The organism is Acinetobacter sp. A1, assembly GCF_012371315.1.
GTDB lineage: Bacteria > Pseudomonadota > Gammaproteobacteria > Pseudomonadales > Moraxellaceae > Acinetobacter.
Window position 1 is genome coordinate 62865 of the sequence record NZ_JAAZQY010000006.1, and the last position, 18449, is coordinate 81313.

Below are 18449 nucleotides of genomic sequence, written 5' to 3' on the forward strand. Positions count from 1 at the left end.
CTGCAAAAAGTTTAGCATTAATTACAGCAATTCAGTGAGTATATTGTCGCAAAATCATGCTAAGGTCGGTGAATAATCATATGTGCGGCAAAAGTTATGCCGCACACTCTGCTTGCAACAAGCTTTACAAAGAGGCTAGCTCTGTTGCGTCCTGATCGTGTTCATGGCTCAAACTTTGTTTTAAGCGGCTCATTTGCTGCAAAATACTCATCATCAAGGATAATTGCTGCAAAATAATCAAGGATTTTTGATCTTCTTCCTTGTTTTGGCTTAAACGCTGACGAATGGTTTGTATCATGTTGTGCGCACTTAAATCTGGCATTTCATCGTTGAGTAATGCACCCCGAATATTATCAAGTGCTTGGTCGAGCAATTGCAGGACTTCCTGATCTTCAACTTTGTCACGATGTGCCCCTAAGGCAGCAATATAGCTAATAAAGGTATGATTCAGACACAGAAATTCAAAGGCTTGCGCTTTTTGTGTGGGGTCAAAGTCAGGCTCGGTGGCTAAGGTGGAAATAAGTGATGCAACTTCGGCATCGGTGTTGTGCGCTGCACGACGCACCACACGATAATTTAAACTATTGTTACGTCCATGTTTGTATTGTTCAATGACTTCTGCCAAATAGTCACATTGAGCCGTCAGTGAACGACGAATGGTACGGGGCAGGCGGCGGAATTTCCAGTCAGGGAAAATAAAACTCACACCAAACCATGCCAACGCACAGCCAATTAAGGTATCTAGCATACGTGGAATGGCGGCAGCATAACCCAAACCTTCCAAGTTAAAATTCATGAGTGCCAAAATGGTCATAAAGGCTGTGGCTTGTGCATATTGTTTACTGCGCAATTCAAAGAACAGCATGCCGCTAATGATCAGAATCAATAATTGACCTTCTACAGAAGGCACAAAATATAAAATCGCATAGCCGACCACAATCCCTGCCAATGTTCCAATAATACGCAAACGTAAACGCCGTTTAGTGGTGTTGAAGTTTGGCTGCATCACAAATAGAGCGGTCAGTAAAATCCAATAGCCATATTCAATATTGGTCACTTGCACAAATACATAGCCAATTAATAAGACAATGGATAAACGAATAGCATGACGAAACAGCACCGATTCAGGCGTTAAATGCTGTTTGATTCGGATGACAATATCATCCCAGTTTCTCAAATCATCATCTTTGAGTTGCTGTTCGATATATTTGGCTTTATCCAGTTTGATATTACGTTCGGTTTCAAGGTTGCGTAACTGTGCATCTATTGATTTTAGGTTCTGATACAAGGCAAACAGAGCATTGATCCAGACTTGATCGTATTGCTGTTCGCTACGCAGTTTTTCCAAAGATTGTTTTAAGTTTTCAAAAGCATGTTTAAAGCGTTTGTTATGTAAATAGGGTTGACGATGCAAAATACTTTCGCTTAAGTCTTTACAGGCTTTGCCTTGAATAGACAAAATGCGTTGGAAACGGAACAGAATGTCGCTGTGCTGAAAGATTTTAGCCAGTTTTTGATAATCAATATGCGCAGAGTCGGCACGTTCGTGAATATCCTGTGCAACAAAATAATATTGCAAACTGCGACGGGTGTCTTTTTGCCCACGGTCTCCCTTTAAGCGGGTTAGCAATGCGGTTTTTAGGTCGTTAAAAATTCCAATTAATTTACCATTTTCGAGCGATAGATCGATGATACTTTGCTGATAACTCGCTGCTGTCATATCGACATCAAATAAATTGGATTTGGCAAATAAAAAGTCGCCTAAAGATGCATAGCTATGCGACAGTTTATCTTGTACTGCACGCACGGGGAACAGCAAAAAGCTAATGGTTGAAATTAAACCATACCAAATAGCACCAGCAACCAAGAGCAGTGGTTGCATATACCATTCTTCAAATAAATCTACCCCAAGCATGGAATAGACCGACACCACTAAACAGCCATAAGAAATGGTGGCGTAGCGTCGCCCGAGTGAACCCAGCAGAATTAAAACAATGCAGGAAAGAATTAAACCTGTGGCAAATAAAACCGGATGTGGAAATAAAAACTGAATAGAGGTGGCGGTAATAAAAAAGCCGATATAGGTATATAGCTGATTGACAATCCGCACTGAAAAGCGGTCATCAATATCACTTAAGCCTGCTGCCACAACACCTAGCGTGAGTGGAATTGTGGCCAGTTGCATGCCCATAAAATAGGGTACAAATGCCGTTCCCGCAAATGCAATGAGCATGCGGATGTTATACATAAACGTGGTGTTATAAGTCGCTTGTTTCAGCCGTGTCAGCCAAGATTTCAACTGTATTCCTTTAAGCAAATGCTCTGTTTAGACTGAGGTTTTATGGGAGTCAGGTAAATTATGTGAAAATTCATCTTTGATGCCAACAAATCATACTATGGAGCGTGTAAGCTTGTCTGCAAGTATGCCATTTCATCATCAAATATGACCATAGCAAAAACGATACCAAGTTCAAACGGTACGCCACAACCATCTTCACAGCAATATTCAACAGCTTGGATATTGTTGTTGGCGTTATTGACCTCGCTTGGGCCATTGTCGATTGATATGTATTTGCCTGCTTTGCCTGTCATGGCAAATGCGTTTGGCGTACCTACCCAAATGGTGGCCAATAGTTTGCCTGCCTATTTTTTAGGTTTGGCATTGGGGCAATTAATTTATGGCCCACTCAGTGACCGTATAGGACGTAAACCCCCATTGTATTTTGGCTTGGCGTTGTTTTCTGTTGCCAGTGTATTGTGCGTTTTTGCTCAAAATGAATGGAGTTTAATTGCGGCACGTATTTTACAGGCACTTGGCGGTTGTGTAGGCGTGGTGATCGCCCGTGCTGCAATTCGTGACCGTTTGGATTTACAAACTTCAGCACAGGCTTTTTCAAGCATGATGATTGTGATGACCATTGCCCCGATTATTGCGCCAACTTTAGGGGCGTGGGTATTGCAATGGATGAATTGGAAAGCCATTTTTGCGGTGCTGGCCTGTGTTGGCGTGGTTTGTTTAATATGCGTGCATTTCTTTTTTCAGGAAACTTTAGCTAAGCAACACCGTTTAAAGCTGAATTTTCAGCAGGTGCTGACTTTGTATAGCTCTATTCTAAAAGATTCAAATTTCCGCATGCCGATGTTGGCAGGCTGCTTAACCGGTGGAGCTTTATTTTGTTATATCAGTGGTTCGAGTGCAGTCATGATGAATCAATACGGACTGAGCGAAACGGCATTTGCCTACCTATTTGGTGCAAATGCCGTTGGCATTATGCTGTTTTCGACCATCAATAAAAAAATCAGTGGGAAATTGGGCGTTTTACAACGCTTAAAACTGGGCAGCACTATTCAAGTAACAGGCGCATTATTATTGGTGATTACGGGGTGTTTGCCACAAGCCAATTTAACATGGGTTATGCTTGGGCTATTTTTAGCAGTATCGGGTATTGGTTTTACAGGCCCGAATGCGATGGCACTGGCCATGGCGGGTCAAGGTGCACGAGCAGGAACAGCCAGTGCGGTAATGGGCAGTGCGCAATTCTTTTGTGGTCTGATCGGTGGTGTATTACTGAATTTTATGTTGTGGAGTGCCTTGCTGAATATGGCGCTGCTGATGCTGCTGTTTATAGGAGCAGGTATGTTAGCTACTTTTAAAATTAAGCCAGACCTAGATTAAGAATTGAATAAAAATTAAGATTTTTTGTTCTGTAGCGCTGATTTTTAAGCTGGAATATTACACTTTTAACTACACCTAAATATATACAATAGTCTAATGAATGATCAAATAGTTGAATAATCAACCTATTCAACCAATTGAAAAATATATTTATTTTGTTTTTTGATCTGAAATTTTGATCGTTTATTTATATTTGTGCGGGAAAACTGATTTTAATAAAGGCAATAACTTGATAGATTGATGGCTGTAATATATGACACAAATTGTAATATTTTTAATATTGATGTGTCTTTGTCTATTGGGGCAAAAGTGTGGTGATTTTTAAGCCATTTTTATAATTCGATGTGAAATCGATAGATGACTCAAAAAATCATCATGCACGGATGCAGCGTTGTTTTATTTTGGAGAAATGAATGAGTCAATTATTCAACGGTCAGTTTATGATCAAAGGTTTGGCGATTGCCGTTACAACATTAATGGTGGGTACTGCTCACGCAGCAAAAACTGAGCAACAACAAATTCAAGAACTTCGTCAAGAAGTTGAAGCGTTGAAATCGTTAATACAGCAACAACAGCAAGTACAACAACAGCAGCAAACTCAAATTGCCCAAGTACAACAGGCGAAACCTGCTGCACCTGCAAGTGCATTAAGCAGCTTAAAATCTAAATCTGGTGCAGATGTTTCAATTTATGGTTCGATCCGTGGTGATGCGAACTATATTATTAAAGGTGCAGATAGTGACTTTAACTCGACGCATACTAGTAAAGATAATGTAAGCGATAAACTTGTAGCTACATCTAAAGTGACACGTTTAGGTTTAGACTTTAATACACCAGTGGGCGACAGCAAACTTGGTGGTAAAGTTGAAGTTGACTTTGCTGGCACATCTGACAACTTGCGTATCCGTCATGCGTACTTAACTTTAAATAATTGGTTATTTGGTCAAACTACATCGAACTTCTTGTCTAATCATGCACCAGAAATGATTGACTTTGCCACGAATATTGGCGGTGGTACAGCACGTGTGCCGCAAGTACGCTACAATTATAAGTTAGCACCTGCGACACAATTATTCGTTTCTGCTGAAGAAGGTAATAGTGCAGCAACTGAACTGAAAGTTACAGAAGAAAAAATTAAAAATGATTTGGGTGTTGTAACTGGAACTAAAGTTAAGAGAGAAAATGTTTCATCAAATGTGACCTATCGTGCCCCAGTAATTACTGCTAAATTGGTTCAAGGCTTTGCGGAAGGTAAAGGCTCAGCTTCTGCACGTGCATTAGTAGAACACTATAAAGCTACTTCTGGTGATGATAAAACAGGGTGGGGTGCAGCTGTAGGTGCGAATTATCAAGTTGCTGAGCCACTTAAAGTTTCAGCTGATGTATCTTATGTACAAGGTAACAGCAACTATTTATATGGCAGTAACTCAGCATTCTTCGTAGATGCAGATGGTGACATTCAGCAAAATGAAGCGATTGGTGTACAAGTGGGCGCTACTTATAAGTTCTCACCACAACTACGTTCAACTTTAGCTTATGGTGCTTTATTTGCGGATGATGGTACAGACTATGCGCGTGCAGCAGCTGCAGTAACTAATGCTGGAGCTAACGAGAAAGTACAACAAGCATGGATTAACTTTATCTATTCACCTGTAAAACCAGTTGATTTAGGTATCGAATACATTAATGGTGAACGTAAAACATTTGCTGGTGAAAAATTCAGTGATGATCGTGTAGGTTTCATGGCACGTTATAGCTTCTAAGTTTCAGTACTTTTAGCGAAAACAAAAAACAGAGCTTAATATTAAGCTCTGTTTTTTATTGCAAAAATAAAAAATAAATTCAAAGCTGTAATTTTACCTATGCTCTACAGAGTATAGAATTGAACTGATAGTTAAAAACAATAATTAAAAATTATTAAAAAAAGTACAGAAAAAAGCAGATTTTTACTCAAAAAAATGCATAATGTTCGACCTTTGATCTTGCTGTTTTTTATCAAGTGGTTGAATATTTTCTTATAAGGGAATATTAAATCCATTTCAGATATGTTGGAGCTTATATGAGATTACCCCTCAGTGTTAAGCCGTTTCAGTTGTTTGCACTAGAAGTCATCCTGAAAGTGAAAATACTGTATTTTGTCTTTCTTTTCTTCTGCTTTGGGCAAACGCGAACAGTGACGCTTGAGTGAAACCTAAGGACTGGGTTGATTCAGTGAATCGCACTCAACTCAAACATCGGTCAAATACGATACTGTTTTACATTCTTTATATTGCAGCTTTTTTTAGTTGATGTAGCGTGAAGACATGCTCAGCAAAATTGGGCTGGCATGTATGGACACACTTTAGGCTAAAAATAATTTGCAATCACTATATGGATATTGCCATGGAATTTACTTTTAACGCGTTTTATACGCTGATTGCTGCGGTTATCGTTCTGCTTTTAGGGCGTTTACTGGTCAATAAAATTGATTTTTTAAAGCGCTATAACATTCCTGAACCTGTTGCAGGTGGTTTGGTTGCCGCAATTGTTTCATTGTTGGTGCATCAATTTTGGGGTTATAGCATTACCACCAGTAGCGCATTACAAACCAGTTTTATGCTGATTTTCTTCGCCTCGATTGGTTTAAGCGCGAACTTTACAAAATTGCGTCAGGGCGGAATTAGTTTAATTATTTTCTTGATTGCAATTTCCACATTTATTGTGCTGCAAAACTTCGTGGGTATTAGCCTTGCAACGTTATTGGGCATTGATCCGTTGATTGGCTTAATTGCAGGTTCAGTTACCTTAACGGGTGGTCATGGTACTGCGGGTGCGTGGGGCGAAATTTTTGAAACCCAGTATGGTATTCAAGGGGCGTTGGCATTAGGTATGGCCAGTGCAACCTTTGGTTTGATCATTGGTGGTTTGATTGGTGGCCCTTTAGCCAAAACCTTAATCAACCGTCATCAATTGGCAGTGCCACGTACTGAAGAACAAATTGAAAAACGTGACAATACGCCTGCAGATCAAGACTCTAATGAGTTTATTCCATTTGAATATCCGCATCAGGTACGTTTAATTACCGCAGATAATGCAATTACCACTTTGGGTTTATTTGCCGCATGTTTGGCTTTTGCAGAATTTATGACCGGTTTTGCCAAAGGCAGTATGTTTGAATTGCCAACATTTGTATGGGCCTTGGCCGGTGGTGTGATTCTGCGCAACATCTTAGAAAGCATTTTTAAAGTCAATATTTTTGACCGTGCGATTGATGTGTTTGGAAATGCGTCGTTGTCTTTATATTTGGCGATGGCTTTGTTGTCGCTTAAATTGTGGCAATTGGCAGATTTGGCAGGTCCGTTGATGGTGATTTTAGGTGCGCAAACCATCACCATGGCGCTGTATGCCGCTTTTGTCACGTTCCGTATTATGGGCAAAAATTACGATGCAGCGGTATTGGCCGCAGGGCACTGTGGTTTTGGGATGGGAGCAACACCAACAGCGGTTGCTAATATGCAAGCCATTACCAATATGTATGGCCCATCTTATAAAGCATTTTTGATTGTGCCGTTATGTGGTGCTTTCTTTGTCGACTTGATTAACGTCGCGGTGATTCAGTCTATTTTGAAATTCTTTGCAGGTTAAGCTGTTCAGATGTAGATAGATTGCAAAATAAAATGCCAGTTCACATGAGCTGGCATTTTTTTATGTGGGATATTGAACGGTGAGTGAGCCTCTATACTCGAACGTTATGCTGCAGGCCTTGATTCAAGTTATTCCTATAAAAATAGCCTAAGCAATAAAACTTAATAACACAGTATAGAGCAGGAAGCTTCCAATCAGACTCAGCCAAACAGGTAATTTTGACTTTAACAGCACAATCACGAAGGCAACAAAAATAAGGTCATAGAAATTCAGTATATAGCGCTGTGCCATTTCTACCACCATGTAGAGCAATAACCCAACCACCGCTGCATTAATACCTGTAACGGCATGACGAATATAAGCTTGCTGCATTAACCAAGACCAATACGGCAAGGTGGCAAAAACCAAAAAGAAAGAGGGCAGGAAAATGGCCAAAGTCGCTAAAACAGCATTGAGCCACATCATATCTGTCATGGGAACTAAACTGCCCAAATAGGTAGCAAAACTGAATAATGGGCCTGGAACTAATTGTGCCATGGCATAACCCAAATCAAATTGTTCTGCGCTTACTAAACCAGTACTGACAAAATCTTGATGTAACAAGGGCAAAATAACGTGGCCACCACCAAACACCAAAGAGGCTGCTTGATAGAAACTTAAGTTGGCGGCATAAAGCAAATTTGGTGTGAGCCAGTTGAGTCCTGTTAATATGATAAACGGTGCAACAAACAGCCCACCCCAAAATATAGCGTATTTACGGTGCTGTACAATGTGGCTTGCTGTAAAGCTCGTTTGAGTTGCCTCTGTATTTTGAACATTCGTTGGCGTCTGTTTTGCCATCCATATCCCCAATACTGCTGCGAGCAATATCACCAAGACTTGATTCAAGCTAAAAGGCACAAAATAAATAAAAACAGCTGCAGCCAGCATTAAGGCGTATTGCCAAATAGTTTTACAAAAACTGCCTAACATTTGCCAAAATGCCCAAGTCACAACGGCTAAAACAATCAGTTGAATCGTGTGGAAACTATCTGAAGAAAGCACTTCTAAATATTGATGGCCGAGTACTGCAACTAGAGCCATGAACACAGCAGAAGGTAAAGTAAAACCAAGCCATGCAAGTACTGCACCCCAATAGCCTTTTTGTAAATAACCAATCGCTAAACCCACCTGACTACTGGTTGGGCCTGGTAAAAGTTGAGCCAGTGCCACAACTTGGGCATATTGTGCTTCATCTAACCATTTGAGTTGTTGCACAAAGCGCTGATGGAAAAATACCAAGTGTGCTGCAGGGCCGCCAAAAGACAGGCAGCCCAATTGTAGAAAGACCCAAAATAGCGAAGAATAAGTGAGCGTGTGCATATATATTTAGACAGATTCAACTTGTGCGCCAATGTAGTGGTTAGACGTGACAGTTTAACGAATTACTACAAGGATCAGTTAAAATAATAGATAGACTATGCGCACTTATATGAATGATTCGCTGAAGTGCCCGTGGCCTGTGCGTACTGAAATAGTCACTATGTTTCAAATGTAATGGAAGCATGAGATTGCTATTTCTAAATTGCAAAGAAGTATCGACTGAAAGTTATGGATTCAAGAAGGTCTATATGAAAATTTGGTGTGTATCGCTAACTGCATTATGGATGTTGGGTTGTCAAACTGTCCCACAACAGCCGCAAAATTTGACACAAAATCTTGTGGCTACGCAGCCTGCTGTGGCTGAAGCTGAGTCACGCCTGAATCAAATTGACTTTCAGCAACTTAAGCAAAAAAACAAGCGACCTGTGGTGGCTTTGGTTTTAGGCAGCGGTGGTGCACGTGGCTATGCACACATTGGAGTAATTGAAGTATTAGAGCAATACGGTATTCAGCCTGATTTTATTGTGGGCAGTAGTGCGGGCAGCATTGTTGGTTCAATTTATGCCAGTGGAAAAAATGCGCAGCAATTACGTGACATTGCCTTAAACATGAAAGCCAATGATGTACGCGATGTCACTTTCGATTTAAAAGGCTTTTTTGATGGTAAAAAAGTTGAAAACTATGTCAATACACAAGTCGATCAATTACGTTTAGAGCAATTTAAAATACCTATGTATGTAGTGGCGACTGAATTGAAAGAAGGAGAAAAAGTCGTCTTTAATTATGGCAATACGGGGCAGGCAGTACGCGCTTCCGTGTCTATTCCAAGTATGTTTGTCCCTACAAAAATTGCAGAACATGAATATGTAGATGGCGGTTTAGTTAGCCCTGTACCTGTGAAAGTCGCGCGTGAATTAGGTGCAGATATTGTGATTGCCGTGAATATTTTAGCTCAGCCAATGCATACCGAAACCAGTAATGTTTGGGGGCTGTTTAACCAGAACATTAATATCATGCAAAAGCACTTGGCCAATGAAGAGTTGAAGCAGGCGGATGTCGTGATTGAGCCTGATTTACGTGAAAAGGCACATATTTTTGATGTGAAAGGCCGTGAAACGACCATGCAGGCAGGCGCAGATGCGACTACACAACAATTATATAAAATTGATCAGGTTTATCACCGTCATCATTTTAGTCATGGGCATCGGATTGTCGAGTACAACGCCAGTAACACACAGGCTTTCTATGGGCAGTGAATAAAACTGCCTATAAACTTTATATGACTCAAATAAGATGATTTAAAGGGTGAGTCTAATTGAACTTATGTATGAGTGCGAGCGAATAAAAATGATTATTCATGGAAAAATTCACTTTTAATTATTGTAATTCATTTATATCTATAATTAAAAAATAGAATACTTAAAAAGTATCTCTTTAAGATGACTTGGATATTTAGATTTAAAACAGATTAAAAATAAATTCTCATTTGGCATATTTCAATTTATGCTATGTAGCAAATTACTTTTTTGTTTTGATGATGCTTGTCAGAAAAAATAAAGAAAATTCATTCACTTTAAGATAAATACTTTAGAACACAGCACAAAATTGAAGGGGGCAGCGTTATGTTGTATTTTCAAGTGGGGCAGCAGGTAAAACTGGCGACCATGGCAGAAGTTGTTTTTACCATTACCATGATTAATCCAGATGGGACTTATGTTATTGAAGCTGCATTAAGCCAAGATCAGACTTTAACTTATAGCAATGTGTCGCAGGAAATGCTGCGCTTGGCTGCTAATTAGTGTATCAGTAAGTCAATTTTTAAGCCTTTTTCTGGTCATCTAGCATTAAGATTGGGTGGTAAATCACTTGAATTATCTATAAAAAATAAAAATACGATGGTTTTTTGAACACTTGAATCAATGAGATTAACCGAATATCAAATTTGAACAAGTGTTTTAAAAAAACAGAAATGGATTAAAAAATAACAGCTTGGGAGCATTGGTCTTTAGTCTTATAATTTTAAATAAATGTTGTCATAAACAATATAAATAATAATGATGCAGTTGTTGCCGAAATGAACATTCAAACTTTTCTAAACACGATATAATAATAGTTCTTATCTTACTGTCTTGAAAAGAGTCTAGAGAACGCGATGTCACCATTAGATCAAATTGCCCCAGTGTTAGATGACCAGTCAGAATTAACCATGACCGTGTTAATGACACCCGATATGGCAAATTTCTCGGGGAATGTACATGGTGGAACAATTTTAAAACTATTAGACCAAGTGGCGTATGCGTGTGCGAGTCGCTACTCGGGTAGTTATGTCGTGACCCTTTCGGTAGATAAAGTGAATTTTAAAGAGCCAATTCATGTGGGTGAATTGGTGACGTTCCTTGCCAGTGTCAACCATGTTGGCCGTACTTCAATGGAAATTGGGATTCGTGTAGAAGCACAAAACATTCAAAAACGTACTGTACGCCATACCAACAGCTGTTATTTCACGATGGTGGCTGTAGATGAACACGGTAAACCAAAACAAATTCCAGCACTGAAGTTAGATAATGACTGGAAACGTTGTCGTTTTGAAGCTGCAGAACAGCGTAAAGTGGCGCGTTTGCAGGAAAATCATCATCCATCTTGCAGCATTTACAAGAAAACTGAACACAGCTAAGTTGATGTTGACTCGCTGATCGGAACCTGCTTTTAAAATAAGCAGGTTTTTTTTATGCCTGCATTTTATTCCGTAAAAATTAATGATTGCTCAGGTACTTCGCTTGTAAAGCCAGATGGATCATCAATTGAAACGTCTTAGCACTAGTATCTACTGTAATCTTACTTTATTATATTAAAACGAAACGTATCGTATCGTTTTGTGGAGCAAATCACATCCACAAATTTGGGATAGCACATGACAGAGCATACACCAGAAAAAAGTTCCAAGCGTAAACAGTGCATTTTAAATGCAGTGGTGGCTGCGCTTGCAGAGCAGGACTATCGTCAATTGACCATTGAAGATATTGCTGCACGTGCAGGGGTAGGGAAGTCCACAATTTACCGTTGGTGGAAGCATAAGTCTGATTTGGTATTTGAGGCGTTTAAACAACAAACTGAGTCAGTGTTTGAGTTGGATTTTGAACAGTCCTTACAATTCAATTTGATGCAGCAACTTTCAAGACTGAGTCTGGCTTTAAATCATGGCGTGGGGCGGGCTTTATTGGTGGTTATGGCAGAGCAGCGTGAAACTGCGGGGCAGTTTTTTAAAGATTATTTATTGCCGCGTCGTGAGCAAACACGAAAGCTAATACAAGTCGCAATTCAGCGTGGTGAAATTCGTGAGGATTATCCTTTTGAGATGATGCTCGACACGTTATATGGGCCTATTCATTATCAAATTATTTTTTTCAACCGTATGCCTGATGCACAGTATATCCACGATTTAGTGCAGTTGGTGATTCAACCTGCATTGATGCCTACAGCACAATCGTAAAGTAAAATTTTATGTCTTCTTCATCTTCTATTGCAGACGGTTCACAACGATTATGGAATCGTTCCTTTATTTTGTGCGTATGCAATAACCTGTTTTTATTTATTTATTATTTTGCTTTGCTGACGATTTTACCCATATACATTATGAAAGATTTGGGTGGCACGGTTAAAGAAGCAGGCTTAGCACTGACATTATTTTTAATTTCTTCCATCGCGATTCGGCCATTTTCAGGTTTGATTGTTGAAAGACTGGGAAAGAAATTCTCTTTTCGTGGTTCAGAATTATTTTTTGTACTGTTTGCTTTTAGCTATTTGTGGATAGACAGCATGTGGAGTTTGCTGTTGGTGCGCTTTTTACATGGTATTTGGTTCAGTATTTTAACTACGGTTGCAGTACCTGTGGCCAATGATTTTATTCCTGAACAGCGTAAAGGTGAGGGCATGGGCTACTTTGTCATGTCCACCAATTTGGGTGTGGTATTCGGGCCATTGTTGGCTTTAACTGTAGTGCAATTCAGCAGCTTTCAGGTGTTATTTGCCATTTTATGCATCATTATGTGCATAGGCTTTGTCTTTTGTTGGTTGTTAGATGTGAAAGATACCACAGCAACAGAACAACCACCTGCATCGATAGAGCAAGCGAGTCGAACTACATTCAAAAGTTTAGGTTTAAGTTGGCATGACTTGATTGAAACGAAAGTTATTCCTGTCAGTTTAGTGGCATTACTCACGGCACTGGCTTATTCAAGCATCATGAGTTTTATCACCGCGTATAGCGAATCCAAAAACTTACTGGCTTATACCAGTGTGTTTTTTGTGGTGTTTGCAGTGTCGATGATCGCGGTACGTCCGTGGGTTGGACGCTTATATGATCGGCGTGGGCCAAGTTCTGTGATTTATCCCTCACTGTTATTTTTTGCGATTGGCTTGGCCATCGTCAGCTTTTTATCTAATCAATGGGTCTTATGGCTCTCTGCTGTGTTCATTGGTATTGGTTATGGTTCTGTGTTCCCATGTTTACAAACCGTAGCGATTCAGTCTGTGTCTAAACAGCGGATGGGGCATGCAATTTCTACTTTTTTCACTTTGTTTGATTTAGGCATGGCAATTGGTTCAGTGTTGATGGGTGTTCTCATTGCATGGTATGGCTACTCGCTGACTTATATGTTGTGTGCGCTGATCACCTTGTTGACTTTAGTGCTCTATAAATTGATGGTGGTACCTACATTGGTGAAGAAAAAAGCGTAATTTTATAATGCAGTTGAGTAGTGTGGAGAAAGGGATAGTGCTGTTGATTACGCTATTAGGATTGGCTGCGATCTAAAGAGATTGTTTCCGAGTTAATCATCATTATTTTCTATGGTGGATTTAGGCTTTGAGTTACAAGACAACCGCTGTGTTCGACCAGAGAGTGGAGTCAAACACAACGGTTGTGGTATTTACAACTTAGCGTTGTGTCACTGTGTGAAGGGCTTAAGGTTGTGGTGTTGCAGCAGCAGGTTGCTCAGTTGCAGTTTCAGAAGCTGGTTGTGCAGCAGTTTGTTCTGAAGCATGTTCAGCCACAGCTTCCTGGGTTGAAACAATCACTTTTTCTCGTTCGGTATTGCTGGTCTCAGCCTTGGCAGCAAAGCTGTTGGCTGTAGCAAATGCGAAGGCAGAAGCGAATAGAATATGAGTTAATTTCATAGTTTGGCATCCTTATTTAAAATTTATAAACCTAAATATTCAGCAGAAGCGAATCTTGCTTCTCAAATATTCAAATTAGTCATCACCTGACTTGAACATGCTGAACAGGGACTCATGCTAAGCAGTGCAGAATGTAGGATCAATACTTGCAACAAAGCAAAACAGATGCGGTTACTTGAACAGCACAATGATGATGAGCAGGTAAGAATTTGGTAAATTTTGTTTTAAAATTGCAGCTAAATTTCGTCAAAGTAAGCGTCTTTTCCCAAAGGAAATTGCTGGTGCAGCAATAAAACATTACATCGATCAGTGGAAAGCTGGAAATTTCGTGCAATTTATTGCGTAATTCAGGCTGGCTAAATGTAAGAGAATCTTTCAATAAACTTATTTTATAGCCCAAATTTTCACGTATTCAGATTCAGATTGAACTTAAAACTAAACTTGCTTAGCATGCTTGCTGTTGTTTGTACTTTAATACAGTGAGTTTGTTTTGAAATTAATTGCACCACAAAAAGCAGTTCCGACCCATATTATTTCTGGATTTTTGGGTGCAGGCAAAACCACCTTATTAAAACAATTGCTCAGTCAAAAGCCAGAACATGAGGTCTGGGCTGTGCTGATGAATGAATTTGGTCAAATTGGAGTAGATCAGCAATTGTTGCCGCAACAGCAAGGCTATCAAGTGAAAGAATTACTGGGTGGTTGTTTATGTTGTAGCAGTCAACTACCTATGCAAATTGCTTTATCGCGTTTATTGTCTGAAACCCAACCTGACCGTTTATTTATAGAGCCAACAGGCTTGGGCCATCCTGCACAATTGTTGGAACAACTAACTGAACCGCATTGGCATACACATTTATCTATGCGTGCTTTGGTGACTGTGGTCGATGGATCACGTTTGCACGATCATGCATGGTCACAGCAAAACCTATATGCAGATCAACTGAAAGCTGCGCAAATTATAGTGGTGTCACATGCAGATCAAATGCAGGCTGCAGACGAACAGGCGCTGGTGCAATTGCAACACGAGTATCAAGCCTATGCTCAAAGGTGGCTGAAAGCAGCACAAGGCAATATTACTTTGGCAGAAATTGATCAACTGTATGTAGGCACACAACGCAAAATTCAGCCCTTATTAAAATTACAAAAAACGCTGATCCTAGCTGCAAATACATCTGAAGCAGAAATTAAACAGTTGCCATATCATTATGTAGAAAGTGCTCAGGGCTATTCGGTGGCGGGCTGGAAATTTCCAAAACGTTGGCAATTCGACTTTTATCCACTGTTAGATTTGCTGTGTGAGCAACAAGACTGGTTACGCATTAAAGGAATTTTTAACACCAATCAAGGTTGGCAAAGTTTTAACTTCAATCCTGAGCAATTCAACTATCAATCTACCGAAGAGGGAATTGATAACCGCATCGAAATTATTTATCAAACAGCACGTGACTGGCAGGCATTTGAAGCAGAATTATTGGCCTGTCAGCTTGTAAATGACACATTAAATGAATGATTAAGGTGCAGATTGAACTGCAATCAATGCAGCAAAAAAAACTAAAATCTATTATGCTTAGCGGCAAATTTGACTTGGTTTTGGGAACAGCACAATGGCGCTAAAAGCGACAATTTATAAAGCAGATTTGAACATTGCCAATATGGATGTGCATCAATATGGTGACTATCAACTAACAATGGCATTGCATCCTTCTGAAACCATTGAACGCCTGATGGTGCGCATTTTGGCTTTTGCCCGTTATGCAGACGAAGCTTTGGAATTTACCAAAGATTTGTTTGAAACCGATGAGCCTGCCTTGTGGGAAAAAGACTTAACAGGTCAATTGATAAAATGGATTGAAGTAGGCTGCCCAGACGAAGACAAAGTCAAAAAAGCCAGTGCACGTTGTAAGCAGGTGGCTATTATTGCTTATGGCTCATCGGTAGATGAGTGGTACAAACGCAACAGTAAAATCAAAAGTTTAAATAATGTAGAAGTTTGGCAATTGTCTGCAGCGAGCACTGAAGCCATTCAAGCGCTGTGCGAACGCACCATGCAATTACAGCTGAATGTAATGGATGGTGAATGGACGTTGATAGGTGATCAGGCGCAGGCTCAGATTGAGTGGACACAGTTGCAATAATCTTTTGCAATAGTCTGCTGTAATTTGGTTGGAAATCAGTCAGACATTTGATTTTAAAATTTAATCCTTTGTGGTCTATGTTAATTACATGACCATTTATATTTGGAGATCCGCATGAGTGCAGAATTAGAAATTATTGATTTAGTGGTGGGTGAAGGTAAAGAAGCGGTTAAAGGTGCTTTAATTACCACACATTATACGGGTTGGTTGGAAAACGGAACCAAGTTTGACTCATCACTTGACCGTGGAAATTTTTTTGAAACGGTGATTGGCACAGGTCGTGTCATCAAAGGCTGGGATCAAGGCATTATGGGCATGAAAGTTGGCGGTAAACGTAAGTTAATCGTACCTGCACATTTGGCTTATGGTGAGCGCAAAATGGGCAATATTATTCCAGCTAACTCGAATTTAATTTTTGAAATTGAACTTTACGATGTGAAAACACGCGATCAATAATTTTATTTGATCTTGGTTGAACATCGTTGGTCATAAGTCATTCATCTGATGCATGTAAAGTATTGTATGAATGACTTATTTTTTACTTCAAATTTAGCTCAAGACCGATTAGATTAAAAAAACAGGTATATTCAGGATCTATATTTTTTGGCCTTAATTCAGATGTGGCGCACTTGTGCGTTTATATGTTTGCTGTTGCTATGTAGTACGCTTACAACACATCATGTTTGGGCGCAGTATGAATCCGCACCTGAATCTTACTATTTACATCAAAAACTACTCAATCATATTCAGTTCACAGAAGACCATCCCAGCTTTTTAGAAGGTAAATGGCTGTTCTATCCACAACAACTCCTTCAAGAACCTAGCGCAGTCTTGTCTGCACAGACGGTGGAATTGCCAGCATCATTTGAAGATTTGACGGGCAATAGCAATACCTATGGCACTTTCATTGGGTATTTTCAAATTCCTAAAGAATTTTTAGGTAAACGGATTGCAATTTGGATTCCTAACCAATATGGCGCGTATCGAGTATTTTTAAATGGTGATGGTTTGGTGCGGGTTGGCACGGTGGGGGCAGATGCTGCCACCCACCAAACAGAAAATGCACCACGAATTGCTTATTTTGTGCCTGAAAGTAAATATTTTACGTTAACCATCCAAGCCTCCAGTTTTCAGGGCTTACAAGGTGGCTTAAAAAACCAAATGAAAATTGGTGTTAGTCGTGTCATCAACCAACAATTTCAGCGTTTGATGATGAGTATTGCCATGATTTGTGGTGCAGTACTTGGTATCGGTGTGTTTACTTTAATGTTCTCAGCCTTTAGCCAAGCACAGGGAGGAAAGATCAAACATATCTTTATTCTTGGTCTGTTTATCGTTTTTCTGGCACTCCATAACTTATTTTCTGCCCCTTATGCTTATACCATTTTCCTGAATTTAAGCTGGTCATGGGGGCTAAGACTCGAATACTTATTTAGCTTTTTTGCGATTTTATTCTTTCTGAGTTATATGTTTTTACTCAGCACGCATTATTTAAACCGCTGGATTTATAGTGCGGCAATGTTGCTGCTCAGTTTTAATATTGGTGTGACGGTATGGGCTGAGCCTAGCATTTTTCAGCAACTTGCGTTTTATAGCGCCTTTTTCTTTATCGTCGTCTTGGCCAATTTTGCGTACGGGTTTTATCAAACTATTCGTTTGGGAGAGAGCTATTCTGCAATCAACTTTTGGGCAGTTATTATACTGTGTGCCACGTTTATTCATGACTTTTTATTGGTATTGAATCTGGTCGACTCTATACACTTATCTTTTATTTCCACTAGTGTGTATGCGTTGTTGATTATGTTTCAGCAGGCACGTAACTATGCCTATCACAATTTACATATTGAGCGACTTAACCAGAAGTTGATTAATCTCAACAGTTCTTTGGATTCTAAAGTGCAGGAACGTACCCAGCAATTAAGCAACTTAAATGAAAAGCTAGAGATGCAGGTTAAAATTGATGCACTTACAGGCGCTTATAACCGCCGTGCATTAAATGAAGAAATCCAGCGTTTGTATGTGGAAACGCTACAGGCCAAACGACATATTTTGGTGTTTGCAATGTTGGATGTCGATTATTTCAAAAAATACAATGACCATTATGGGCACTTAAAAGGTGATCAAATTTTGCAAAATTTGGTCAAGGTGTTACATGCGACCTTACCTAAAAGCGCTTATGTCGCCCGTTATGGTGGCGAGGAATTTGCCATTTTGCTGCATGATATTCCGCAGCATGTGATTGGGCAGTTAATGCAAAACGTGTTGCAGGCCGTAAGAGATGCACGGTTTGAGCATGTGGCAAGAGAAGATCATAAACAACACGTGACTTTAAGTATAGGCGTCGCATGGATGACGCGTGAGTATAGCTACAGTCATGTGGATGATTTAATGAAAACTGCAGATGTGCATTTATATCAGGCCAAACATGCTGGGCGTGATCAGGTCGTGGTGCAATCTTAATTTAAGCGTGACCT

At 39.8% G+C, this 18449-nt stretch carries 15 protein-coding genes; 12 read left to right on the forward strand and 3 right to left on the reverse strand.

Features of this window, described 5'->3' with window-relative positions; translation table 11 throughout:
- Positions 1-124: 124 nt before the first annotated feature.
- Positions 125-2299 (reverse strand): YccS family putative transporter, encoded by a 2175-nt coding sequence (gene yccS / locus HHA41_RS03795; RefSeq protein WP_168460589.1) that lies wholly within the window; start codon positions 2297-2299, stop codon positions 125-127.
- A gap of 144 nt (positions 2300-2443) precedes the next feature.
- Between yccS and HHA41_RS03800 the strand changes: the two genes are divergently transcribed.
- From HHA41_RS03800 to gltS, 3 genes are all read left to right on the forward strand, one after another.
- Complete coding sequence (locus HHA41_RS03800; RefSeq protein WP_168460590.1) at positions 2444-3676, forward strand: multidrug effflux MFS transporter; 1233 nt, start codon at positions 2444-2446, stop codon at positions 3674-3676.
- Positions 3677-4089: 413 nt separating this feature from the next.
- On the forward strand, positions 4090-5439 hold the full coding sequence (locus HHA41_RS03805) for a DcaP family trimeric outer membrane transporter (protein ID WP_168460591.1): 1350 nt from the start codon (positions 4090-4092) through the stop codon (positions 5437-5439).
- Positions 5440-6058: 619 nt separating this feature from the next.
- Complete coding sequence (gltS, locus tag HHA41_RS03810; RefSeq protein ID WP_168460592.1) at positions 6059-7300, forward strand: sodium/glutamate symporter; 1242 nt, start codon at positions 6059-6061, stop codon at positions 7298-7300.
- Positions 7301-7447: 147 nt separating this feature from the next.
- On the opposite strand, the gene chrA is transcribed toward gltS, so the two are convergent.
- The gene (chrA, locus tag HHA41_RS03815) at positions 7448-8662 is read right to left on the reverse strand and encodes a chromate efflux transporter (protein WP_168460594.1); all 1215 of its coding nucleotides are present in this window, start codon (positions 8660-8662) and stop codon (positions 7448-7450) included.
- A gap of 248 nt (positions 8663-8910) precedes the next feature.
- Here chrA and HHA41_RS03820 point away from each other — a divergent pair, with 248 nt between their 5' ends.
- From HHA41_RS03820 to HHA41_RS03840, 5 genes are all read left to right on the forward strand, one after another.
- Entirely contained in the window at positions 8911-9918 is a 1008-nt protein-coding gene (locus tag HHA41_RS03820; protein WP_168460595.1) for a patatin-like phospholipase family protein, read from the forward strand.
- A 366-nt stretch (positions 9919-10284) separates the two neighbouring features.
- Positions 10285-10461, forward strand: coding sequence for a hypothetical protein (locus HHA41_RS03825; protein WP_168460596.1), 177 nt, complete (start codon positions 10285-10287; stop codon positions 10459-10461).
- A 353-nt stretch (positions 10462-10814) separates the two neighbouring features.
- Positions 10815-11336 (forward strand): acyl-CoA thioesterase, encoded by a 522-nt coding sequence (locus tag HHA41_RS03830; RefSeq protein WP_168417843.1) that lies wholly within the window; start codon positions 10815-10817, stop codon positions 11334-11336.
- A gap of 237 nt (positions 11337-11573) precedes the next feature.
- The gene (locus tag HHA41_RS03835) at positions 11574-12152 is read left to right on the forward strand and encodes a TetR/AcrR family transcriptional regulator (protein ID WP_168417842.1); all 579 of its coding nucleotides are present in this window, start codon (positions 11574-11576) and stop codon (positions 12150-12152) included.
- Positions 12153-12181: 29 nt separating this feature from the next.
- Entirely contained in the window at positions 12182-13399 is a 1218-nt protein-coding gene (locus HHA41_RS03840; RefSeq protein ID WP_354667270.1) for an MFS transporter, read from the forward strand.
- Between the two features lie 225 nt (positions 13400-13624).
- On the opposite strand, the gene HHA41_RS03845 is transcribed toward HHA41_RS03840, so the two are convergent.
- Positions 13625-13837, reverse strand: coding sequence for a hypothetical protein (locus tag HHA41_RS03845; RefSeq protein ID WP_168417840.1), 213 nt, complete (start codon positions 13835-13837; stop codon positions 13625-13627).
- A gap of 490 nt (positions 13838-14327) precedes the next feature.
- On the opposite strand from HHA41_RS03845, the gene HHA41_RS03850 reads away from it, so the two are divergent.
- The 4 genes from HHA41_RS03850 (at position 14328) to HHA41_RS03865 (ending at position 18435) form a co-directional block, all read left to right on the forward strand.
- On the forward strand, positions 14328-15350 hold the full coding sequence (locus HHA41_RS03850) for a cobalamin biosynthesis protein CobW (protein ID WP_168460600.1): 1023 nt from the start codon (positions 14328-14330) through the stop codon (positions 15348-15350).
- Positions 15351-15444: 94 nt separating this feature from the next.
- A complete protein-coding gene (locus HHA41_RS03855) occupies positions 15445-15975 on the forward strand; it encodes a YaeQ family protein (protein ID WP_168460601.1) in 531 nt (176 codons plus the stop codon).
- A gap of 114 nt (positions 15976-16089) precedes the next feature.
- Positions 16090-16431: an FKBP-type peptidyl-prolyl cis-trans isomerase gene (locus HHA41_RS03860; protein WP_168460602.1), complete on the forward strand. Its 342-nt coding sequence runs from the start codon at positions 16090-16092 to the stop codon at positions 16429-16431.
- 162 nt (positions 16432-16593) lie between these two features.
- Positions 16594-18435 (forward strand): GGDEF domain-containing protein, encoded by a 1842-nt coding sequence (locus tag HHA41_RS03865; RefSeq protein ID WP_168460620.1) that lies wholly within the window; start codon positions 16594-16596, stop codon positions 18433-18435.
- Positions 18436-18449: the final 14 nt, after the last annotated feature.